The 22,463-nt window shown below is 61.1% G+C and carries 21 protein-coding genes and 4 pseudogenes; all 25 read left to right on the plus strand.

Translation table 11 applies throughout. From position 1 onward, the window contains the following. Positions 1 to 181, plus strand: a 181-nt coding sequence (locus tag IQK56_RS30915) for a hypothetical protein (RefSeq protein ID WP_206691924.1), incomplete at its 5' end; no start/stop codon positions are given. Positions 182 to 503: 322 nt separating this feature from the next. Next, positions 504 to 1,003, plus strand: a pseudogene (gene fliL / locus IQK56_RS22200) (flagellar basal body-associated protein FliL). 9 nt (positions 1,004 to 1,012) lie between these two features. Next, positions 1,013 to 1,980, plus strand: a pseudogene (fliM, locus tag IQK56_RS22205) (flagellar motor switch protein FliM). A gap of 34 nt (positions 1,981 to 2,014) precedes the next feature. Further along, entirely contained in the window at positions 2,015 to 2,482 is a 468-nt protein-coding gene (fliN, locus tag IQK56_RS22210) for a flagellar motor switch protein FliN (protein ID WP_099584129.1), read from the plus strand. Position 2,483: 1 nt separating this feature from the next. After that, on the plus strand, positions 2,484 to 2,924 hold the full coding sequence (fliO, locus tag IQK56_RS22215) for a flagellar biosynthetic protein FliO (protein WP_122308307.1): 441 nt from the start codon (positions 2,484 to 2,486) through the stop codon (positions 2,922 to 2,924). Next, a complete protein-coding gene (gene fliP, locus IQK56_RS22220; protein ID WP_112196367.1) occupies positions 2,924 to 3,667 on the plus strand; it encodes a flagellar type III secretion system pore protein FliP in 744 nt (247 codons plus the stop codon). Before fliO ends, fliP begins: the two co-directional genes overlap by 1 nt. Before the next feature lie 4 nt (positions 3,668 to 3,671). Further along, entirely contained in the window at positions 3,672 to 3,941 is a 270-nt protein-coding gene (gene fliQ / locus IQK56_RS22225) for a flagellar biosynthesis protein FliQ (RefSeq protein WP_010208761.1), read from the plus strand. Positions 3,942 to 3,945: 4 nt separating this feature from the next. Then, entirely contained in the window at positions 3,946 to 4,731 is a 786-nt protein-coding gene (fliR, locus tag IQK56_RS22230) for a flagellar biosynthetic protein FliR (protein WP_150675826.1), read from the plus strand. Between the two features lie 3 nt (positions 4,732 to 4,734). Then, positions 4,735 to 5,871 (plus strand): flagellar biosynthesis protein FlhB, encoded by a 1,137-nt coding sequence (gene flhB, locus IQK56_RS22235; protein ID WP_122308309.1) that lies wholly within the window; start codon positions 4,735 to 4,737, stop codon positions 5,869 to 5,871. 121 nt (positions 5,872 to 5,992) lie between these two features. Continuing rightward, positions 5,993 to 6,198, plus strand: a pseudogene (locus IQK56_RS22240) (cold-shock protein). A gap of 215 nt (positions 6,199 to 6,413) precedes the next feature. Then, complete coding sequence (flhA, locus tag IQK56_RS22245) at positions 6,414 to 8,528, plus strand: flagellar biosynthesis protein FlhA (protein WP_206691926.1); 2,115 nt, start codon at positions 6,414 to 6,416, stop codon at positions 8,526 to 8,528. A gap of 12 nt (positions 8,529 to 8,540) precedes the next feature. Then, positions 8,541 to 9,856 (plus strand): annotated as a pseudogene (gene flhF / locus IQK56_RS22250) (flagellar biosynthesis GTPase FlhF). A 106-nt stretch (positions 9,857 to 9,962) separates the two neighbouring features. Then, on the plus strand, positions 9,963 to 10,796 hold the full coding sequence (gene fleN / locus IQK56_RS22255; protein ID WP_003192912.1) for a flagellar synthesis regulator FleN: 834 nt from the start codon (positions 9,963 to 9,965) through the stop codon (positions 10,794 to 10,796). Next, a complete protein-coding gene (fliA, locus tag IQK56_RS22260; RefSeq protein WP_015885174.1) occupies positions 10,793 to 11,533 on the plus strand; it encodes an RNA polymerase sigma factor FliA in 741 nt (246 codons plus the stop codon). Before fleN ends, fliA begins: the two co-directional genes overlap by 4 nt. Positions 11,534 to 11,703: 170 nt before the next feature. Next, a complete protein-coding gene (locus tag IQK56_RS22265; RefSeq protein ID WP_160385018.1) occupies positions 11,704 to 12,078 on the plus strand; it encodes a chemotaxis response regulator CheY in 375 nt (124 codons plus the stop codon). Positions 12,079 to 12,096: 18 nt separating this feature from the next. After that, a complete protein-coding gene (locus tag IQK56_RS22270) occupies positions 12,097 to 12,885 on the plus strand; it encodes a protein phosphatase CheZ (RefSeq protein WP_099584138.1) in 789 nt (262 codons plus the stop codon). Positions 12,886 to 12,896: 11 nt separating this feature from the next. Beyond that, entirely contained in the window at positions 12,897 to 15,095 is a 2,199-nt protein-coding gene (locus IQK56_RS22275; RefSeq protein ID WP_193901831.1) for a chemotaxis protein CheA, read from the plus strand. A 48-nt stretch (positions 15,096 to 15,143) separates the two neighbouring features. Then, on the plus strand, positions 15,144 to 16,283 hold the full coding sequence (locus tag IQK56_RS22280; protein ID WP_122307341.1) for a protein-glutamate methylesterase/protein-glutamine glutaminase: 1,140 nt from the start codon (positions 15,144 to 15,146) through the stop codon (positions 16,281 to 16,283). Beyond that, entirely contained in the window at positions 16,283 to 17,023 is a 741-nt protein-coding gene (locus IQK56_RS22285) for a flagellar motor protein (protein WP_032887912.1), read from the plus strand. Before IQK56_RS22280 ends, IQK56_RS22285 begins: the two co-directional genes overlap by 1 nt. A 31-nt stretch (positions 17,024 to 17,054) precedes the next feature. After that, positions 17,055 to 17,942, plus strand: coding sequence for a flagellar motor protein MotD (motD, locus tag IQK56_RS22290; RefSeq protein WP_122307340.1), 888 nt, complete (start codon positions 17,055 to 17,057; stop codon positions 17,940 to 17,942). Positions 17,943 to 17,991: 49 nt separating this feature from the next. Further along, positions 17,992 to 18,780, plus strand: coding sequence for a ParA family protein (locus IQK56_RS22295; RefSeq protein WP_090399980.1), 789 nt, complete (start codon positions 17,992 to 17,994; stop codon positions 18,778 to 18,780). Continuing rightward, positions 18,780 to 19,580 (plus strand): CheW domain-containing protein, encoded by an 801-nt coding sequence (locus IQK56_RS22300; protein ID WP_122307339.1) that lies wholly within the window; start codon positions 18,780 to 18,782, stop codon positions 19,578 to 19,580. Before IQK56_RS22295 ends, IQK56_RS22300 begins: the two co-directional genes overlap by 1 nt. 80 nt (positions 19,581 to 19,660) lie before the next feature. Further along, the gene (locus tag IQK56_RS22305) at positions 19,661 to 20,143 is read left to right on the plus strand and encodes a chemotaxis protein CheW (protein ID WP_032887919.1); all 483 of its coding nucleotides are present in this window, start codon (positions 19,661 to 19,663) and stop codon (positions 20,141 to 20,143) included. Next, positions 20,144 to 20,536, plus strand: a complete 393-nt coding sequence (locus tag IQK56_RS22310) for a DUF2802 domain-containing protein (protein WP_122307338.1) — start codon at positions 20,144 to 20,146, stop codon at positions 20,534 to 20,536. Between the two features lie 189 nt (positions 20,537 to 20,725). Next, entirely contained in the window at positions 20,726 to 22,303 is a 1,578-nt protein-coding gene (locus IQK56_RS22315) for a ShlB/FhaC/HecB family hemolysin secretion/activation protein (protein ID WP_246500263.1), read from the plus strand. Positions 22,304 to 22,463 lie beyond the last annotated feature (160 nt).

A 22,463-nucleotide genomic window follows, 5' to 3' on the forward strand; every position in this document is an offset into this window, starting at 1 on the left:
GCAGCGTGTACGCCAGATGGGATTTGACGGTCGGTTGCAGCAGGCGATTAGAAGCTCGCTGCTGACTCAGGGCGTCCGGGTTTGCCATGTCGTTTCAGGACCCATTGGAAGTTTAAGTGACGAAATATCGCAGTGGCGCGAATGGTGCCCGATCAGTCACAGCAAGGCTATTAATTACTGAACGTGCGCCGCTGCAGCGCCTTTAATGGCAGGCAGAAAAAGCCGGGGAATTGTCTTGGATGGGTTGTGAAAATTGTGTGCAGCGAATATTTCGATACACAAATCTCGCGGGCGCCCTAAACCAAATGTGGGAGGGGGCTTGCCCCCGATAGCGGTGTGTCAGTCAACTGATGTATGAACTGAAACACCTCATCGGGGCAAGCCCCCTCCCACATTTGTTTTGTGGTGCCCTTCATCCCCGCTTGCCCGCACAACTCTGGCATAACACTTGCTCTTGCCTCTCCGTAGATCTATGAATCCCCGAATAGTGACGGATTATTGGCATGGCGAAGAGCGACGACGCAGCAAAACCACCCGCAGGCAAAGGCAAGCTCAAGCTTATCCTGATGATAGTCGTGGGCCTGCTCCTGGCCATCGGCGCTTCCGTGGGCGGTACCTGGTACATCATGCACAGCAGTGCAAGCAAACCGGCACCGGCCGCTGAAACCGCCAGTAACGTCAAGCAACCGGCAATCTTCGAGCCGATGCTTCCGGCCTTTGTCGCCAACTTCAATCAGAACGGCCGTCAACGCTACCTGCAGGTGAGCATCACCTTGCTGGCACGGGACAAGGCGACCTCGAAGCCCTCAAAGTGCATATGCCAGTGATCCGCAACAACCTGGTCATGCTGTTCTCCGGGCAGAGCTTCGACACACTGGCCACGCCGGTGGGCCAGGAAATGCTGCGCCAGAAGGTCACTGCCAGCGTGCAGGAAGTGGCCCAGAAGGAACTCGGCAAAGTCGTGGTCGAGCAGGCGCTCTTCACTAACTTCGTATTGCAGTAGGATCACGACATGGCCGTGCAAGACCTGCTGTCCCAGGATGAAATCGACGCGCTGTTGCATGGCGTCATGATGGTCTGGTACAGACCGAAATGGCTGCCGAGCCCGGTAGCGTCAAAAGTTATGACCTGACCAGCCAGGATCGCATCGTCCGTGGACGCATGCCCACGCTGGAGATGATCAACGAACGTTTCGCCCGCTACACCCGGATCAGCATGTTCAACATGCTGCGCCGCTCGGCGGACGTAGCGGTGGGCGGCGTGCAGGTGATGAAGTTCGGCGAGTACGTGCACTCGCTGTACGTGCCGACCAGCCTCAACCTGGTCAAGATCAAGCCGTTGCGCGGCACCGCGCTGTTCATCCTCGACGCCAAACTGGTGTTCAAACTGGTGGACAACTTCTTCGGCGGTGACGGCCGTCACGCCAAGATCGAAGGCCGCGAATTCACCCCCACCGAGTTGCGCGTCGTACGCATGGTGCTGGAGCAGGCCTTCATTGACTTGAAGGAAGCGTGGCAGGCGATCATGGAAGTCAATTTCGAGTACATCAACTCGGAAGTGAACCCGGCCATGGCCAACATCGTCGGGCCGAGCGAGGCCATTGTTGTGTCCACTTTCCACATCGAACTCGATGGCGGCGGCGGCGACCTGCACGTGACCATGCCGTACTCGATGATCGAGCCGGTGCGCGAGATGCTCGACGCCGGTTTCCAGTCCGACCTCGACGATCAGGACGAGCGTTGGGTCAAGGCCCTGCGCGAAGACCTGCTGGACGTCGACGTGCCCTTGAGCGCCACCGTGGCCCGTCGCCAACTGCGCTTGCGGGATATTTTGCACATGCAGCCGGGGGACATCATCCCCGTCGAGTTGCCGGAAGAAATGATCATGCGCGCCAACGGCGTGCCGTCGTTCAAGGTCAAGCTGGGTTCCCACAAGGGCAACCTGGCTCTTCAAGTGGTCGAGCCGATCAATCGTCGCTGATCAACACTCATTTTTGCTTCGCCGAGGACATGCAATGGCTACCGAACACGAAAACACTTCCGCCGAAGACCAGGCCCTGGCTGACGAGTGGGCTGCGGCCCTGGAAGAAACCGGCGATGTTGGCCAGGACGATATCGACGCCTTGCTGGCCGCCGATGCCGCCACCGCCCCCGCTGGCAACCGCATGCAAATGGAGGAGTTCGGCAGCGTGCCGAAGAACAACGACCCGGTGACCCTCGATGGGCCGAACCTGGACGTGATCCTCGACATCCCGGTGTCGATTTCCATGGAAGTGGGCAGCACCGACATCAATATCCGCAACCTGCTGCAACTCAACCAGGGCTCGGTGATCGAGTTGGATCGCCTGGCCGGTGAGCCATTGGACGTGCTGGTCAACGGCACCCTGATTGCCCACGGTGAAGTGGTGGTGGTCAACGAAAAGTTCGGCATCCGCCTGACTGACGTGATCAGCCCAAGCGAACGCATCAAGAAGTTGCGCTGATATGAAACGGCTGATGGTGGGACTGTTGGTCGCGCTGCCATTGGACGCCTGGGCGGCAGAACCGGTGGCGCAGGCGGCCGTCGCTGCGGCGCCGGTCGGCAGCGGCCTCGGTGGCCAGTTGACCCAGCTGGTGCTGGGTCTGTTGCTGGTGGTGGGCCTGATCTTCGTGCTGGCCTGGCTGTTGCGCCGCGTGCAGCAGGTCGGTCCGGGCAACGCGCAGGTGATCGAGATGATCGGCTCCCGCGCCCTCGGCCCGCGTGATCGACTGGTGCTGGTGCAAGTGGGTGAAGAACAGATCCTGCTGGGCTTGACCCCCGGCCGCATCACCCCGCTGCATGTGCTCAAGACCCCGGTGAACGTGGACCAGTCCAAGCCCGCCACGCCCGAATTCGCTCAGCGCCTGATGGAATTGCTGGGCAAGGATCAGAAGGATAAGAAGTAATGCGCGTTTTATTGACGCTCATGCTGTTGCTGGCTGCGCCGTTGGCGATGGCCGCCGACCCGTTGTCGATCCCGGCGATCACGCTGGGTACCAACGCGGCCGGGGCCCAGGAGTATTCGGTCAGCCTGCAGATTCTGCTGATCATGACCGCGCTGAGCTTTATCCCGGCGTTTGTGATGCTGATGACCAGCTTCACACGGATCATCATCGTGTTCTCGATCCTGCGTCAGGCCCTTGGCTTGCAGCAGACGCCGTCGAACCAGATTCTCACCGGCATGGCGTTGTTCCTGACCATGTTCATCATGGCGCCGGTGTTCGACAAGGTGAACCAGCAAGCCCTGCAGCCCTATCTGGCGGAAACCATCACCGCCCAGGTGGCGATCGACCGGGCCCAGGTGCCGATCAAGGATTTCATGCTGTCGCAGACCCGCTCCAGCGACCTGGAGCTGTTCATGCGCCTGTCCAAGCGCACTGACATCGCCACGCCGGATCAGGCGCCGCTGACTATCCTGGTGCCGGCCTTCGTGACGTCTGAGTTGAAGACCGCGTTCCAGATCGGCTTCATGATCTTTATCCCGTTCCTGATCATCGACCTGGTGGTGGCGAGCGTGCTGATGGCCATGGGTATGATGATGCTGTCGCCGCTGATCATCTCGTTGCCGTTCAAGATCATGCTGTTTGTGCTGGTGGACGGCTGGGCGCTGATTATCGGCACCCTGGCCGGCAGCTTCGGCGGGGTATAGGCCGATGACTCCAGAAGTTGCCGTCGACCTGTTCCGTGAAGCGCTGTGGCTGACCACCGTGATGGTCGCCGTGCTGGTGGTGCCGAGCCTGTTGGTGGGCCTGCTGGTGGCGATGTTCCAGGCCGCCACGCAGATCAACGAACAGACCCTGAGCTTCCTGCCGCGCTTGCTGGTGATGCTGGTCACCCTGATCGTCGCCGGCCCGTGGCTGGTGCAAACCTTTATGGAATACATCCTGCAGTTGTACGGCAGTATTCCGCAGTTGATCGGCTGATCGGGTGAACTCCCTGCTGGCATTGACCGACACCCAGATCAGCACCTGGGTGGCTTCGTTCATCCTGCCGTTGTTCCGGGTGACGGCCATGTTAATGGCCATGCCGGTGTTTGGCACGACCCTGGTGCCGCGCCGGGTGCGCCTGTATTTCGCCGTTGCGATCACGGTGGTGCTGGTGCCGGGCCTGCCGCCCATGCCGCCGGTGAACGCCCTGGACCTGAGTGCCCTGATGCTGATCGCCGAACAAGTCCTGATCGGCGCCATGCTGGGCTTCTCCCTGCAACTGTTCTTCCAGGCGTTTGTGATTGCCGGGCAAATCATCTCGATCCAGATGGGCATGGGCTTCGCTTCCATGGTCGACCCCACTAACGGCGTGTCGGCGGCGGTGATCGGGCAATTTCTGACGATGCTGGTGACCTTGCTGTTCCTGGCCATGAACGGGCACCTGGTGGCGTTTGAGGTGCTGACCGAAAGCTTCACCACCTTGCCGGTGGGGTCGGGGTTGGTGGTCAATCACTTCTGGGAAACGGTCGGGCGCCTCGGTTGGGTGCTGGGCGCGTCGCTGTTGCTGGTGCTGCCGGCGATCACTGCGTTGTTAGTGGTCAACATCGCGTTTGGCGTGATGACCCGTGCGGCGCCGCAGTTGAACATCTTTTCGATTGGTTTCCCGTTGACCCTGGTATTGGGCATGGGGATTTTCTGGATCGGCCTGGCCGACATTCTCAATCAGTATCAACCGCTGGCGACCGACGCCTTGCAGTTTTTACGTGATCTGGCACGGGCGCGCTGAGCCATGGCCGAGAGCGAGAGTGGTCAGGACAAAACAGAAGACCCCACGGAGAAACGTAAAAAGGACTCCAGGGAAAAGGGCGAGATTGCGCGCTCCAAAGAGCTCAATACCGTCGCTACCATGATGGCCGGTGCCGGCGCCCTGCTGATCTACGGCGGTGGTTTGGCGCTGGATTTGCTGGAGTTGATGAAGCACAACTTCACCTTGCCCCGTGAAGTGTTGCTTAACCCTGATTCCATGGGTCAATACCTGCTGCACTCGGGCAAGATCGCGATCCTGGCAGTGCAGCCGATCCTTATCACCTTGTTGCTGGCTGCACTGATCGGCCCGGTCGCCCTTGGCGGCTGGCTGTTCGCTGCGGGCAGCATGGCGCCCAAGTTCAGCCGCATGAACCCGGCGGCCGGGCTCAAGCGCATGTTCTCCGCCAAGGCCCTGGTGGAGCTGCTCAAGGCCCTGGCCAAGTTCATCCTGATTCTGTTTGTAGCGCTGATGGTGTTGTCGTCCGACATCGACGACCTGCTGCGCATCGCCCATGAACCGCTGGAGTCGGCGATCATCCACAGCGTGCAGGTGGTTGGCTGGAGCGCGCTGTGGATGGCTGCCGGGCTGATCATCATTGCAGCGGTGGATGCGCCGATCCAGCTGTGGGAAAGCCACAAGAAACTGCTGATGACCAAGCAGGAAGTGCGCGACGAACACAAGGATCAGGAAGGCCGCCCAGAGGTCAAGCAGCGCATCCGTCAGCTGCAGCGGGAAATGTCCCAGCGCAAGATGATGGCCTCGGTGCCCGACGCCGATGTGGTCATCACCAACCCGACCCACTACGCCGTGGCTCTCAAGTACGACCCGGAGAAGGGCGGCGCGCCGATGCTGCTGGCCAAGGGCAGCGACTTCACCGCCCTGAAAATCCGCGAAATCGCCGTCGCCAACAACATCCTGTTGCTCGAATCCCCGGAGCTGGCGCGGTCGATCTTCTACTCCACCGACCTCGACCAGGAAATCCCGGCAGGTTTGTACCTGGCGGTGGCCCAGGTGCTGGCGTATGTCTATCAGATTCGCCAATACCGCGCAGGGAAGGGCAAGCGCCCGGATCCGCTCAAGGACCTGCCGATCCCTCCGGAATTGCGCCGCGATTCCTGATTTTTTGCGACTACCACTCATCGCCAATCTCCGTCTACCTGTCAACTTTGACAGTAGCCAGTTTTGTTTTCAGACGGTTTCATAGGGCGCAGGTCCCAAACAAGTCGTTCGGAGAGTGGCAATGGCAACGGGTACCGTAAAGTGGTTCAACGTAGAAAAGGGGTTTGGTTTCATCAAGCCGACGACGGTTCTGAAGATGTATTTGTGCATTACTCGGGGATCGTTTCCGGTGGTTTCAAAAGCCTGGATGAAAACCAAAAGGTCGAATACGTACTTACCAATGGCCCAAAGGGGCTGCAAGCAACGGAAGTCAAGGTTGTGAGCTAGCCGTGGGCCCTGGTCAGGTAAGCAGCCCCACAGGTGGGAGGGCCGGCCCTCCCACATTTGCCTGGGTTATATCCCATAAAACCCGGGCGCCCGTAGCGATCCACACCCTCAAAGGCAAAGTTGGAAGGCTTCTTGCAATACCGCCTTCAGGACGCCTCCCGGCGTCAAAAGTTTGCTTTACGTTACGAGGAATACCGGTGGTGGATCGCTCTCAAATGCTCGGCACGGCCCGTACGACCCTGACTGACCTCTCGCGGGGCAATCTGGGTGTGCCGTTGTTGTTGCTGGTGATGCTGGCAATGATGATGTTGCCGATGCCACCGTTCCTGCTCGACGTGTTCTTCACTTTCAACATTGCCCTGTCCGTCGTGGTCCTGCTGGTCTGCGTGTACGCCCTGCGGCCGCTGGACTTTGCGGTGTTCCCGACGATCCTGCTGGTGGCGACCCTGCTGCGCCTGGCGCTGAACGTGGCGTCCACCCGCGTGGTGATGCTCCACGGCCAGGATGGCCACGCCGCTGCCGGTAAGGTGATCCAGGCGTTCGGTGAGGTGGTGATCGGCGGTAACTACGTGGTCGGTATCGTGGTCTTCGCGATCTTGATGATCATCAACTTCGTGGTGGTGACCAAGGGCGCCGGGCGGATTTCCGAGGTGAGCGCGCGCTTTACCCTCGACGCCATGCCCGGCAAACAGATGGCCATCGACGCCGACCTCAACGCCGGCCTGATCGACCAGAACCAAGCCAAGACCCGCCGCCTGGAAGTGGCCCAGGAAGCCGAGTTCTACGGTTCCATGGACGGTGCCAGCAAGTTCGTGCGCGGTGACGCCATCGCCGGCCTGTTGATTCTGTTCATCAACCTGATCGGCGGCATGGCGGTCGGTATCTTCCAGCACGGCATGACCTTCGGCGATGCGGGCAAGGTGTACGCCTTGCTGACCATCGGTGACGGTTTAGTGGCGCAATTGCCATCACTGTTGTTATCCACAGCTGCGGCCATCATGGTGACCCGTGCGTCGGGCTCCGAAGACATGGGCAAGCAGATCAGCCGGCAGATGTTTGCCTCGCCCAAGGCCTTGGCCGTGGCGGCGGGCATCATGGCGATCATGGGCATCGTGCCGGGCATGCCCCACGTCTCGTTCCTCAGCATGGCGGCCCTGGCCGGCGGCGCTGCGTACCTGTTCTGGAAGAAGCAGAACCAGGTCAAAGTGATTGCCCAGCAAGAAATCGCCCGTCAGCAAGAACTGCTGCCATCCCCGGCCCGCGCCCAGGAAACCAAGGAGCTGGGCTGGGACGACGTGACCCCGATCGACATGATCGGCCTGGAAGTCGGCTACCGTCTGATTCCGCTGGTGGACCGCAACCAGGGCGGCCAATTGCTTGCGCGGATCAAGGGGGTGCGCAAGAAGTTGTCGCAGGACCTGGGCTTCCTGATGCCCACTGTGCACATCCGCGACAACCTCGACCTGGCCCCGAGCGCCTACCGCCTGACCCTGATGGGCGTGATCCTGGCCGAAGCCGAGATCTACCCGGACCGCGAGTTGGCGATCAACCCCGGCCAGGTGTTCGGCAGCCTCAACGGCATTACCGCCAAAGATCCGGCTTTTGGCCTGGAAGCGGTGTGGATCGAAATCAGCCAGCGCAGCCAGGCGCAGTCCCTGGGTTACACCGTGGTGGACGCCAGCACCGTGGTTGCGACCCACCTCAACCAGATTCTGTACAAGCACTCCCACGAGCTGATCGGCCACGAAGAAGTCCAGCAATTGATGGGCTTGCTGGGCAAAGCCTCGCCAAAACTGGCAGAAGAGCTGGTGCCGGGCGTGCTGTCGTTGTCACAACTGCTCAAGGTATTGCAGGCGTTGCTGGCCGAACAGGTGCCGGTGCGCGACATTCGCAGCATTGCCGAGGCCATCGCCAACAACGCCGCCAAGAGTCAAGATACTGCCGCGCTGGTGGCTGCGGTGCGTGTCGGATTGTCCCGTGCAATCGTGCAAAGCATTGTAGGGCTTGACTCCGAGCTGCCTGTGATCACCTTGGAACCAAGGTTGGAACAAATATTGCTCAATAGTATTCAGAAGGCAGGACAAGGCCAGGAAGAGGGCGTTCTGCTGGAGCCAAGCATGGCTGAAAAGCTGCAGCGTTCGTTGATCGACGCCGCGCAGCGCCAGGAAATGCAGGGCCAACCGGTGATTCTGCTGGTGGCAGGCCCGGTCCGTGCGATGTTGTCGCGTTTTGGACGCCTGGCAGTACCGAATTTGCACGTTTTGGCTTATCAGGAAATTCCTGACAACAAGCAAGTGACTATCGTCGCGACAGTAGGGCCCAACGGCTGAGGGTAGTGGGTTATGCAAGTGAAGCGTTTTTTCGCCGCCGATATGCGTCAGGCCATGAAACTGGTCCGTGATGAGCTGGGCGCCGACGCCGCGATTATCGGTAACCGTCGTATAGCCGGCGGTGTCGAGCTGACGGCTGCCCTGGATTACACCCCCTCGGCGCTGGCGCCGCGTGTACCGAACATGGAACTCGAAGACGAGCTGCGCAAGACGGCGTCGCGCATCGTCTCGGCCCAGGCTGAACTGAGCATGCGGGGTGACAGCGACACCACCACCAATCGCCAGTTGTTCGCCGGGCTGCCGCTGACCGCTGCCGAGCCACTGGTTGAGCCGACCTTCGTCGAACCACCGCGTCCCGCCGCGCCAGCCCCGGCCGCTGCTGTCGATCAGCGTGTGTTCGACTCGATGCGTTTTGAACTCAACGGCCTGCGCGAACTGCTCGAAGTGCAGCTCGGCTCGCTGGCCTGGACGCAACTGCAAGGCAGCAAGCCGCAACAGGCCAACCTGTGGCGCCGCCTGCAACGCATCGGCTTGTCCGGCCCGTTGTCCCGCGACCTGCTGGCCCTGACCACCGAAATCGAAGAACCACGCCAGGCCTGGCGCATGTTGCTGGCCCACTTGGCGCGGATGATCGCGACCCCGGAAATCGAACCCCTGGAAGAGGGCGGTATCATTGCCATGGTCGGCCCTGCCGGCATGGGCAAGACCACCACCTGGCCAAGCTGGCAGCGCGTTATGTGCTCAAGTACGGCGCGAACAACATCGCGCTGGTGAGCATGGACAGCTACCGCATCGGCGCCCAGGAGCAACTCAAGACACTGGGCCGTATCCTCAATGTGCCGGTGACCCACGTCGACCCGGGCCAATCCCTGGCCAACGCCCTCGACCCGCTGCTGCGCAAGCGCGTGGTGTTGATTGACACCGCAGGCCTGCAAGCCAGCGACCCGGCGTTGCGCATGCAACTGGAAAGCCTGGCCGGGCGTGGCATCAAGTCGAAAAATTACCTGGTGCTTGCAACCACCAGCCAGAAACAGGTTCTTACCGCTGCGTACCATAGCTACAAGCGCTGCGGCCTGGCCGGTTGCATCCTGACCAAACTGGATGAAACCGCCAGCCTGGGCGAAGTGTTGAGCCTGGCTATCAGCCATGAACTACCGGTTGCCTACCTTACCGACGGGCCGCGGATCCCGGATGATCTGCATCTGCCGCGCCGTCATCAGTTGGTCAGCCGCGCCGTCAGCGTGCAAATGCAAGAAGAGCCTAGCGAGGAAGCGATGGCCGATATGTTCGCCGACCTCTACCACAACCCGGCTAAACGGGTCGGTTGAAGTCAGGATGAACACCGTGAAATGTATCTACATCGATGGTCTGCAAGCGATTCACGCGGCCAAGCCATGTAGCCTGCGTCTAAGCAAGACAAGGTAAAGAAATAAAATGGGCAGCATGCATCCCGTACAGGTGATCGCGGTGACCGGCGGCAAAGGTGGCGTCGGGAAAACTAACGTGTCAGTGAATTTGTCCCTGGCCCTGGCAGAGCTTGGCCGTCGCGTCATGCTGCTGGACGCTGACCTGGGGCTGGCGAACGTCGACGTTCTGCTGGGACTGACGCCCAAACATACCCTTGCCGATGTGATCGAAGGGCGCTGTGAGCTGCGCGATGTGCTGCTCCAGGGGCCCGGCGGGATCCGCATCGTGCCGGCCGCCTCCGGTACCCAGAGCATGGTGCACCTGAGCCCGGCGCAGCACGCCGGCCTGATCCAGGCATTCAGTGATATCGGCGACAACCTCGACGTGCTGGTGATCGACACCGCCGCCGGGATCGGCGAGTCCGTGGTCAGCTTCGTGCGCGCCGCGCAGGAAGTCCTGCTGGTGGTCTGCGATGAACCCACCTCGATCACCGACGCCTACGCCCTGATCAAACTGCTTAACCGTGACTACGGCATGAACCGCTTCCGCGTCCTGGCCAACATGGCCCAGAGTCCGCAGGAAGGCCGCAACCTGTTCGCCAAGTTGACCAAGGTCACGGATCGCTTTCTCGATGTCGCCTTACAATACGTTGGCGCAGTTCCCTACGACGAGTGCGTGCGCAAGGCTGTGCAAAAGCAGCGTGCAGTCTACGAAGCGTTCCCTCGTTCAAAATGCGCACTGGCGTTCAAGGCTATTGCCCAGAAGGTCGATACCTGGCCGTTGCCCGCCAACCCGCGGGGGCATCTGGAGTTTTTCGTCGAGCGATTGGTACATCAGACGAGCGCAGGACCCGTGCTATGACAGCGAACGGCTACAACGCCTACAAGAAATCAGCCCGTGACAGTCAGGGTGAGTTGATTGAGCGCTACGCGCCGCTGGTCAAGCGTATCGCCTATCACCTGTTGGCACGCCTGCCCGCCAGCGTGCAGGTCGAAGACCTGATCCAGGCCGGCATGATCGGCCTGCTTGAAGTGTCGACCAAATACGACGCCAGCAAAGGCGCGAGTTTCGAGACGTATGCGGGCATCCGTATCCGTGGCGCGATGCTCGATGAGGTGCGCAAAGGCGATTGGGCACCGCGTTCGGTGCACCGCAATACGCGCATGGTCAGTGACGCAATTCGTGCAATTGAAGCAAAAACCGGCCGCGACGCTAAAGATCACGAAGTTGCGGCCGAACTCCAATTGAGTCTCGACGATTACTACGGGATTTTGAACGATACCTTGGGCAGCCGCCTGTTCAGTTTCGACGACCTGTTGCAGGACGGCGAACACGAAGGGCTGCACGAGGACGGCGCGAGCGCGCACATGGAGCCGTCACGTGACCTGGAGGATGAACGCTTCCAGGGCGCATTGGCGGACGCCATTGCCAACTTGCCCGAGCGCGAGCGGTTAGTGTTGGCGCTGTACTACGACGAAGAGCTGAACCTCAAGGAAATCGGTGAGGTCCTGGGGGTCAGCGAATCGCGTGTCAGCCAGTTGCACAGCCAATGCGCGGCCCGCTTGCGGGGGCGTTTGGGAGAGTGGCGAGCGCGCTGACAGGCAGTGTGGGGAGCACTGCAAAGCGATACCGCGACGGTGATAGGCCATCGCGGGTTCGGTCCGTGGTGCCCCCGGCAGTCCTTTTTGTGTAATGCCTGTTGATTGAAATGGCGCGTCCAGGTGCTGGGCGCGTTTAAGACTGCTTGGAGGTCGAATTGGACAAGAACATGAAAATCCTCATCGTTGATGACTTCTCAACGATGCGGCGGATCATAAAAAACCTGTTGCGTGACCTTGGGTTCACAAACACGGTCGAGGCGGATGACGGCCTTACGGCGATTCCGATCCTCAACAGCGGGAGCATCGACTTTCTGGTAACGGACTGGAACATGCCGGGCATGACGGGCATCGACTTGTTGCGCCACGTGCGCGCCGACGAAAAATTGCGCAGTCTTCCCGTGTTGATGGTAACCGCCGAAGCCAAGCGTGAGCAGATCATCGAAGCCGCCCAAGCCGGGGTCAACGGTTACGTGGTCAAGCCATTCACTGCACAGGCCTTGAAAGAGAAGATCGAAAAGATCTTTGAACGCATCCACGGCTAATGCCATCGCGGGGGAGCTATGGAGCATAACGAATCGTCACAGGGAGACTTCGAGTCCACCCTGAAAAAGCATGCTCACCAGTTGGTCGACAGCCTTGAAAAAGGCCATTTCGGCGACGCGGTGCAGTTGATCCATGAGCTCAACCAGACCCGTGACCGCGGCCTGTACCAGGAAGTGGGCAAGCTCACACGCGAGCTGCACAGTGCGATCGTCAATTTTCAGATTGACCCGCACATGCCCCAGGCCGAAGAAATCTCGCAGATCACTGATGCCACCGAACGCCTGTCCTATGTGGTCAGGCTGACCGAAGCCGCGGCCAACCGCACCATGGACCTGGTGGAAAACGCCACGCCTCTGGTCAACGGCATGGCCACTGAAGCCCAGGCTCTGAGTGTTGACTGGGGCCGCTTCATGCGTCGTGAAGTGGGGGCTGAAGAGTTTCGTGAATTGGCCCGTCGGGTTGACGGTTTCCTGTCGCGCAGCGAACAGGAAAACCGCACGGTTGCCAGCAACCTCAACGACATTCTGCTGGCCCAGGATTACCAGGACCTCACCGGTCAGGTGATCAAGCGCGTGACCCAGTTGGTCACCGAAGTGGAAAGCAATTTGCTCAAATTGGTGCTCATGGCTGGCCAGGTAGACCGTTTTGCCGGCATCGAACATGACCGCGAAGCGATCCTCTCTGAAAAAGATCCACAAAAACATCTCGCCAAGGGTGAAGGTCCGCAGATTCATGCCGATAAACGTGAAGACGTTGTGTCAGGTCAGGATGACGTAGATGACCTGTTATCCAGTTTAGGCTTCTAAGGAGCACCCACATGAGCTTCGGCGCCGATGAAGAGATCCTTCAGGATTTCCTTGTAGAGGCCGGCGAAATTTTAGAGCAACTGTCCGAACAACTGGTCGAGCTGGAAAGCCGACCGGATGATGCGAACCTGCTCAATGCAATTTTTCGCGGTTTTCATACTGTAAAAGGGGGCGCCGGCTTCCTCCAGCTCCATGAGCTGGTGGAGTGCTGCCACATCGCCGAGAACGTGTTCGACATCCTGCGCAAGGGTGAGCGTCACGTTGATTCGGAGTTGATGGACGTGATTCTCGAAGCACTGGATGCGGTCAACGGCATGTTCAGCGAAGTTCGCGAACGTGCCCCGATTACCGCGGCCACCCCGGAACTGCTGGCCGCCCTGGCGCGCTATGCAGAGCCGGCCGACACCACGGCAGCGCCGGTGGTTGAAGCGGCGCCTGAGCCGGTGGCGGAGCCTGAAGCGGACGTGACCGACAGTGAGTTCGAGCAGTTGCTCAACTCCCTCAGTGCCGTCAAGGCCGAGGCTGAAGCTCCGGCCGCCGTTGCCCCGGCAGCGGCGCCGACCAGCGAAGACATCACCGACGCCGAGTTCGAATCGCTGCTCGACCAGTTGCACGGCAAGGGCCAGTTCGCCGCCGATGCGGTGGCGCCTGTCGCGGCTGTCGAAGCACCTGCGGCCCCGGCCAGCACCGACATCACCGATGACGAATTCGAAGCCTTGCTGGACCAGTTGCACGGCAAAGGCACGTTTGCGGTCGACGCCCTGCCGGAAGTGGCGGCAGCGCCTGCTGCGGCCGCCAGTGCCAAGCCTGCGGACGATGGGTTGATCTCCGATCACGAATTCGAAGCGCTGCTCGACGATTTGCACGGCAAGGGCAAGTTCAGCGAAGTCGCCTCGACGGCGGCGGTGGCCACGGCGGCACCGACTGCCGCCAAAGCCGCCGCGCCTGCCCCTGTGGCAGCGGCCAAGCCTGCCGCCCCGGCTCCAGCCCCAGCGCGAGCTGCTGCTGCGCCACCGCCTGCGGAAAAGCCGGCTAGTGAAGCCGAAACCACCGTGCGGGTTGATACTGCACGCCTGGACGACATCATGAACATGGTCGGTGAGCTGGTACTGGTGCGTAACCGCCTGGTGCGCCTGGGCCTGAGCAGTGGTGATGAAGCCATGCAAAAGGCCGTGTCGAACCTCGACGTGGTGACCGCTGACCTGCAAACCGCGGTGATGAAGACCCGGATGCAGCCGATCAAGAAAGTCTTCGGCCGCTTCCCGCGCCTGGTTCGTGACCTGGCGCGCCAACTGAAGAAAGAGATCAACCTGGAACTGGTGGGTGAAGAAACCGACCTCGACAAAAACCTTGTCGAGGCCCTGGCCGACCCGCTGGTCCACTTGGTGCGCAACGCTGTCGACCACGGCGTCGAAACGCCGGAAGAACGCGAAGCCTCGGGCAAGTCCCGTGGCGGCAAGGTGATTCTGGCGGCGGAGCAGGAAGGCGACCACATCCTGCTGTCGATCACCGATGACGGCAAAGGCATGGACCCGGCGATCTTGCGCAATATCGCCGTCAAGCGTGGCGTGATGGACAAGGACGCCGCCGACCGCCTGACCGACACCGAGTGCTACAACCTGATCTTCGCCCCTGGCTTCTCGACCAAGACCGAGATTTCCGACGTGTCGGGCCGTGGCGTGGGCATGGACGTGGTGAAGACCAAGATCAGCCAGCTCAATGGTTCGATCAACATCTACTCGACCAAGGGCCAGGGCTCCAAGATCGTGATCAAGGTGCCGTTGACCTTGGCGATCATGCCGACCCTGATGGTGATGCTGGGCAACCAGGCGTTCGCCTTCCCGCTGGTCAACGTCAACGAGATCTTCCACCTCGACCTGTCGCGCACCAACGTGGTGGACGGCCAGGAAGTGGTGATCGTGCGCGACAAGGCGTTGCCGCTGTTCTACCTCAAGCGCTGGCTGGTTGCATCGGCCGCCCATGAAGAACAGCGCGAAGGCCATGTGGTGATTCTCTCGGTGGGCACCCAGCGGATCGGCTTTGTCGTCGATCAACTGGTTGGCCAGGAAGAAGTGGTCATCAAGCCTTTGGGCAAAATGCTGCAGGGGACCCCGGGCATGTCGGGTGCGACCATCACCGGTGACGGTCGGATCGCGCTGATTCTCGATGTTCCGAGCATGCTCAAGCGTTACGCCGCACGGCGTATTTGATTCTGGTGGGGCAGGGCGGTAATGCCCGCCCCACCTAACGGAGTGTTTATGGCAGTCAAGGTCCTGGTGGTGGACGATTCGGGTTTCTTCCGCCGCCGCGTCTCGGAAATTCTTTCCGCCGATCCAAGCATCCAGGTGGTCGGTACGGCCACCAACGGCAAAGAGGCGATTGATCAAGCCATTGCGCTGAAGCCGGACGTGATCACCATGGACTACGAGATGCCGATGATGGATGGCATCACGGCAGTCCGGCACATCATGCAACGCTGCCCGACCCCGGTATTGATGTTCTCCTCGCTGACCCATGAAGGCGCCCGAGTGACCCTCGACGCGCTGGATGCCGGTGCGGTGGACTTCCTGCCGAAGAATTTCGAAGACATCTCGCGCAACCCCGAGAAGGTCAAGCAACTGCTGTGCGAGAAAGTCCACAGCATTTCCCGCAGTAACCGTCGGAGCCTGTTCAGCGCCCCCGCGCCAGCGCCTGCCCCGGTAGCGCCTGCGGCTGCGCCCACCAGTTCCTCGTTCAGTCGCCCGGCGCCTGCACCGGTTGCCCGGCCTGCGCCGCCGCCGGTGCGCACGTCGGCAGCGGCTGCCGGGCATTCCCATTCGCCGGCGCCCAAGCGCAAGGCCTACAAGCTCGTTGCCATCGGTACTTCTACCGGCGGCCCGGTGGCCCTGCAGCGCGTACTGACCCAACTGCCGGCCAACTTCCCGGCGCCGATCGTGTTGATCCAGCACATGCCGGCCGCGTTTACCAAGGCGTTCGCCGAGCGTCTGGACAAGCTGTGTCGCATCAGCGTCAAGGAAGCCGAGGATGGCGACATCCTGCGTCCTGGCCTGGCGTTGCTGGCCCCGGGCGGCAAGCAGATGATGGTCGATGGCCGTGGCGCGATCAAAATCCTGCCGGGTGACGAACGCCTCAACTACAAGCCGTGCGTGGACATCACCTTCGGTTCGGCAGCCAAGTCCTACGGTGACAAAGTTCTGGCGGTAGTGCTCACCGGCATGGGCGCCGATGGCCGTGAAGGCGCGCGCCTGCTCAAGCAGGGCGGCAGCGCGATCTGGGCCCAGGACGAAGCCAGCTGCGTGATCTATGGCATGCCCATGGCCATCGTCAAGGCTGACCTGGCCGACGCCGTGTACAGCCTGGACGACATCGGCAAGCATCTGGTGGAGGCCTGCCTCTGATGGATGTCTTGAGCCTGATCGGCATCATCATGGCGTTTGTCGCCATTATCGGCGGCAACTACCTCGAAGGCGGCCACCTCGGCGCGCTGGCCAACGGCCCGGCGGCGCTGATCGTGATCGGCGGCACCGTGGGCGCTGCGTTGTTGCAGTCACCGATGAGTTCGTTCAAGCGTGCGATGCAGATCGTGATCTGGATCATCTTCCCGCCACGTGTCGACTTGGCCGGTGGCATCGACCGAGTGGTCAACTGGAGCCTCACCGCACGCAAGGAAGGCCTGCTGGGCCTGGAAGGCGTGGCCGATGCCGAACCCGACAGCTACTCGCGTAAAGGCCTGCAATTGCTGGTCGACGGCGCCGAGCCGGAAGCGATCCGCAGCATCCTGGAAGTGGATTTCTACACCCAGGAAAGCCGCGACATCAACGCCGCCAAAGTCTTTGAAAGCATGGGCGGCTACGCGCCGACCATCGGCATCATCGGCGCAGTCATGGGCCTGATCCACGTGATGGGCAACCTGGCCGATCCTTCGCAATTGGGCAGCGGCATTGCGGTGGCGTTCGTCGCGACTATCTACGGCGTGGCGAGTGCCAACCTGGTGCTGTTGCCGGTGGCCAGCAAGCTCAAGTCGATTGCCATGCGCCAATCCCGTTACCGCGAGATGTTGCTCGAAGGCATCCTGTCGATTGCCGAGGGCGAGAACCCGCGTTCCATCGAATTGAAGCTCCAGGGCTTCATGGATTGATGGGGATGCTTTCTGTAGGGGGGAGCTGCCAATGAGCCGTCGCCGTCGCGAGCCTGAAGAACACGTCAATCACGAACGCTGGCTGGTGTCCTATGCGGACTTCATCACCTTGCTGTTCGCGTTCTTCGTGGTGATGTATTCCATCTCGTCGATCAACGAAGGCAAGTACAAAGTCATTTCCCAGGCGCTGATCGGCGTGTTCAACGATGCCGACCGCTCGCTCAAGCCGATCCCCATTGGTGAAGAGCGGCCCAAGAGCGTGACCCCGGCCAAGCCGCTGGTCAACGACAGCGACGAAACCGCTGCCGGCGTGGGTGGCACCAGCGACCCGCTGAAAAGCATTGCCGATGACATCAGCGCCGCGTTTGGCGACCTGATCAGCTCCAACCAGATGACCGTGCGCGGCAATGAGTTGTGGGTGGAAATCGAGCTCAATTCCAGCCTGTTGTTCGCCAGCGCCGATGCGTTGCCCAGCGACCAGGCATTCACCATCATCGACAAGGTGGCGGCGATCCTCAAACCGTTTGAAAACCCGATCCACGTCGAAGGCTTTACCGACAACGTGCCGATCAGCACCGCGCAGTACCCGACCAACTGGGAGCTGTCCTCGGCCCGTGCCGCCAGCATCGTGCGCATGCTCGCGATGCAGGGCGTGAACCCCGGTCGTTTGGCGTCGGTGGGCTATGGTGAATTCCAGCCAGTGGCCAATAACGCCACGCTGGAGGGCCGTGCACGCAACCGTCGGGTGGTGCTGGTCGTTTCGCGCAACCTGGATGTGCGCCGTAGCCTGACCGGCACCGGCACCGCCAATGCAACACCGGACGCGGCCTTGAAGCGCGCTGGCACACAAACTGCACCGGCCCCTGCAAAGCCGCCGGTTCGGCAGAGTGCCGTCAATTCTCCGTCACCGGTTCAATAACCTTGCAATGTCTCGGTCGTGCGTGTGCCCACCGGGAGGAATCATCCGAATGAGAGTCTGGGCAGTTGCCAATCAAAAAGGTGGAGTCGGCAAGACCACCACCTCCATCGCTTTAGCCGGCTTGCTGGCCGAGGCGGGCAAGCGTGTGGTCGTGGTCGATCTCGACCCCCACGGCTCGATGACCAGCTATTTCGGTTACGACCCGGACGCGCTGGAGCACAGCAACTACGACCTGTTCCTGCACAAGGGCAACGTGCCGAGCGACTTGCCCGGCCAATTGCTGCTGCCGACCAGTAACGAGAGCATTTCCCTGCTGCCGTCCAGCACCGCGCTGGCCACCCTTGAGCGCCAATCGCCGGGGCAGAGCGGCCTCGGCCTGGTGATCGCCAAGACCCTGGCGCAACTGTGGCAGGACTTCGATTACGCGATCATCGACAGCCCGCCGTTGCTTGGTGTGCTGATGGTCAACGCCTTGGCGGCCAGCCAGCAGTTGGTGATCCCGGTGCAGACCGAGCACCTGGCGGTCAAGGGCCTGGAACGCATGGTCAGCACCCTGGCGATGATCAACCGCTCACGCAAGCAGGCGCTGCCGTACAGCATCGTCCCGACCTTGTTCGACCGCCGGACCCAGGCGTCGCTGGGCACCTTGCGCGTCTTGCGTGACGCCTACCCGGAAACCATCTGGAACGGCTACATCCCAGTTGACACGCGCCTGCGCGACGCCAGCCGTGCCGGGCTGACGCCATCGCAGTTCGACGGCAAGAGCCGTGGGGTGCTGGCCTACCGCGCATTGCTCAAGCACCTGCTGTCCCAGCAGCTTGTCGCGCAGGTGGCCTGATGAATCGTCCTGTCAAACTCAAGACCCGGCCGCAACTGGCACTGGAATCCTACCTGGATGCCCTGTTGCAGGAAGCGACCGCGCAAGAATTGCCGGAACCGATCCTGGTGCTGGAACCTGTGGTAGAAGAACCATCGGCCAGCATCCTGGATGAGTTCCAGTTGGCTGTATTGGAAGAGCAGGCGCGTGATGCGTATACCGCGCCGGTGATTGTGCCGGTCGCCGTGCCGGTGGTCATGCCTGTCGCGCCGGTGGTGGTCGAGCCGGTCGTGGAAGTGCATCTGCCACCGAGCATTACGCCGCCTCCTGTGAGCGGCGATGATCGTCCGGCCTGGGCGGCCGAGCCGTTCGAGTGCCTGCTGTTCGACGTCGCCGGGTTGACCCTGGCGGTGCCGCTGGTGTGCCTGGGTTCAATCTATTCCTTGGAAGGCCAGGAATTGACGCCGTTGTTCGGGCAACCGGAGTGGTTCCTCGGGATCCTGCCGAGCCAGGCCGGTAACCTCAAGGTTTTGGACACTGCACGCTGGGTGATGCCCGACCGCTACCGCGACGACTTCCGCCAGGGCTTGCAATACGTAATCTCGGTGCAGGGCTACGAGTGGGGGCTGGCGGTGCATCAAGTCAGCCGCTCGTTGCGCCTGGACCCGAACGAAATCAAATGGCGCAGTCACCGGGGCCAGCGGCCTTGGCTGGCGGGCACCGTGATCGAACACATGTGCGCGTTGCTCGACGTCGCCGAACTGGCCGAGTTGATCGCCAGCGGTGCCGTCAAGTCGATGCCCGTAAACATACGCAGTTGATTGAACAATAAGGGCCGCGCGCGAGTGCGGCCAACGAAGCACACACGCCGTTGGTAACGGCATTTGAAGGGGTCATGGGTATGAATAAGTCAGCGTCCGCACAAGGTTTGGATGATCCGATCCTGCAATGGGTTACCTTCAAACTGGACAACGAAACCTACGGCATTAACGTGATGCGCGTGCAGGAAGTGCTGCGCTACACCGAGATCGCCCCGGTTCCAGGTGCGCCGAGCTACGTGCTGGGCATCATCAACCTGCGCGGCAACGTGGTGACGGTGATCGACACCCGCCAGCGTTTTGGCCTGGACACGGTTGAAGTCAGCGACAACACCCGTATCGTCATCATCGAAGCCGACAAGCAAGTGGTCGGGATCATGGTCGACAGCGTTGCCGAAGTGGTTTATCTGCGCCAATCGGAAGTGGAAACCGCGCCGAACGTGGGTAACGAGGAATCGGCCAAGTTCATCCAGGGCGTGTGCAACAAGAACAACGAACTGCTGATTCTGGTTGAGCTGGACAAGATGATGAGCGAAGAAGAGTGGTCGGATCTGGAGAACATCTGATTGTTTTTTGAAGCCGTGGTGATTGTCCTGGCCCTGCTGTGGGCCGGGACGCTGGCGTTTTTGCTGCGCTACGTGCGTCAGCAGCGCGAATTGGCGATGCAGCAGGCCGAGCGCGATGCCGTGCGTGACCGGCGCCTCCTGGAATTGGTCAAGCGGGTTGATCACTTCCAGCAAAGTGCGGTGAAGGTGGGGGATGAGGTGCATGAACTGCGCGCCATCCTCGCGCCGTTGCCGGACAAGCTGGCGCAGATCGAACAGCGCGACCCGGCGAGCCTGTCGTTTGCCCAGGCGGCGAAGCTGGTGGGCATGGGCGCGACGGTGGATGAGCTGACCCAGTCCTGCGGCTTGACCCAGGCTGAGGCGCAGTTGATGAGTAAATTGCACAAAAGCTGAGAATTGGTTTCACGTCTGCCAATACCGCTCTGACCCTTGAGTTAGAGCGTCGCAATGTGACAGTTGGGCAGCCAGGAAATGGCTGCTTTTGCGAATTGTGTCACAGTGCCATCTTTTATCTGGGCACTTTTGTGTCGTTGTGGTGACAAAGCCTGCGCATGTAGGAAGTTTCACTCACAAGGATGCGAAATGTCTTTCGTTGCTGTACCTAGAACAAAACAATCAGTGTTGCTGCAGTCCTGCATTTCCACCTGTGCTGCGGTTGGTTTGCTGGCCAGCGCGGCTGCGTCGGCGGCCGAGCCGCAGGCACCGGCCCAGCAATTGATCCAGCAGCAACAGCGCGAGCGTGCACAACGCGAGCAGCTGGAGCCTTCGCCCGACGTGCGCCTGCAAGCGCCTCAAGATACCGACGCCAGCCTGCGCCTGCCGCGCGATGAAGCGCCGTGCTTCAAGATCGACCGCGTGGTCCTCAGCGGCGACCAGGCCGAAGATTTCCAGTGGGCCCTGCGTGCCGCCAACCCGTCCGATGATCCCGTGCAGGGCCGTTGCGTCGGCGCGCGCGGGATCAACCTGACCATGAAGCGCATCCAGAATGCGATCATCGCCAAAGGCTTTATCACCACCCGCGTGCTGGCTCAGGCTCAGGACTTGAACCAGGGCACCCTGTCGCTGGTGGTGGTGCCCGGCCGGATCAAACACATTCGTTTTGCCGCCGGCACCTCCGCCCGCGCCAACTACTGGAATGCGATGCCCGCGTCCGATGGCGATGTGCTCAACCTGCGCGACATCGAACAGGCGCTGGAAAACTTCAAGCGCGTGCCCACCGCCGAAGCCGACGTGCAGATCACCCCCGCCGAAGGCGCCGATGCGCAGCCGGGCGAGAGCGATGTGGTGATCGCCTGGAAGCAGGCCGTGCCGGTACGGGTCAGCCTGTCGGTGGACGACTCCGGCAGCAAGCAGACCGGCAAGTACCAGGGCAACGTCGCGCTGTCGCTGGACAACCTGGCGACCCTCAACGACCTGTTCTATATCAGCTTCAACCATGACCTCGGCGGCGGCGAAAGCGGCGACCGTGGGTCCAAGGGCCACACCATTCACTATTCGGTGCCCTACGACTATTGGCAGTTGAGCCTGACGTCCAGCGAGTACGACTACCACCAGACTGTCGCCGGGGTGAACCAGGCGTATTCCTACAGCGGCCGCAGCCGGACCAATGAGGTGCAGCTGTCGCGGGTGATCTATCGCGATGCGGTGCGCAAGACCACCGTGTCCCTCGGCGGCTGGAGCCGCACCTCCAGCAACTACATCGAAGACACCGAAATCGAATTGCAGCGTCGGCGCATGGCCGGTTGGCAGGCGGGCATCAATCACCGTGAATTCATCGGCGCCAGCACCCTCGATCTTGGCGTGGGCTATCGCCGTGGCACCGGTGCGCGGGATGCCTTGCGTGCGCCCGAGGAAGAAAACGGCGAAGGCACCTCGCGCTCGCAGATCATTTCCGCCAACGCGCAATTGCAGGTGCCGTTCAGTGTCGGCCAGCAGAAGCTGCGTTACATCGGCGGCTGGCGCGGGCAATGGAACCGTACGCCGCTGATCCCGCAGGACCGTTTTTCGATTGGTGGGCGCTATACCGTGCGCGGCTTTGATGGCGAGCAGATTCTGTCTGCCGAACGCGGCTGGACCTTCAGCAACGACCTCGGGCTGAGCCTGGGCAACACCGGCCAGGAACTCTATGTGGGCGTGGATTACGGCCAGGTCTGGGGTTGAGGGTTAACCCTTCAACTCACTGGCGCGATGACTCGCGGCATCGTCATAAGCCACATACAGCGACTCAGCGATTTGGCTCTTGATCGCCTTGGACGCTTCCAGCCCCAAAACAAAGCCTTCGGCCTTACCGCCTGCGCGGTTGAGTTCTTCATGGGTGGAA

The sequence above is a fragment of the Pseudomonas cyclaminis genome (assembly GCF_015163715.1).
GTDB classification, from domain to species: domain Bacteria; phylum Pseudomonadota; class Gammaproteobacteria; order Pseudomonadales; family Pseudomonadaceae; genus Aquipseudomonas; species Aquipseudomonas cyclaminis.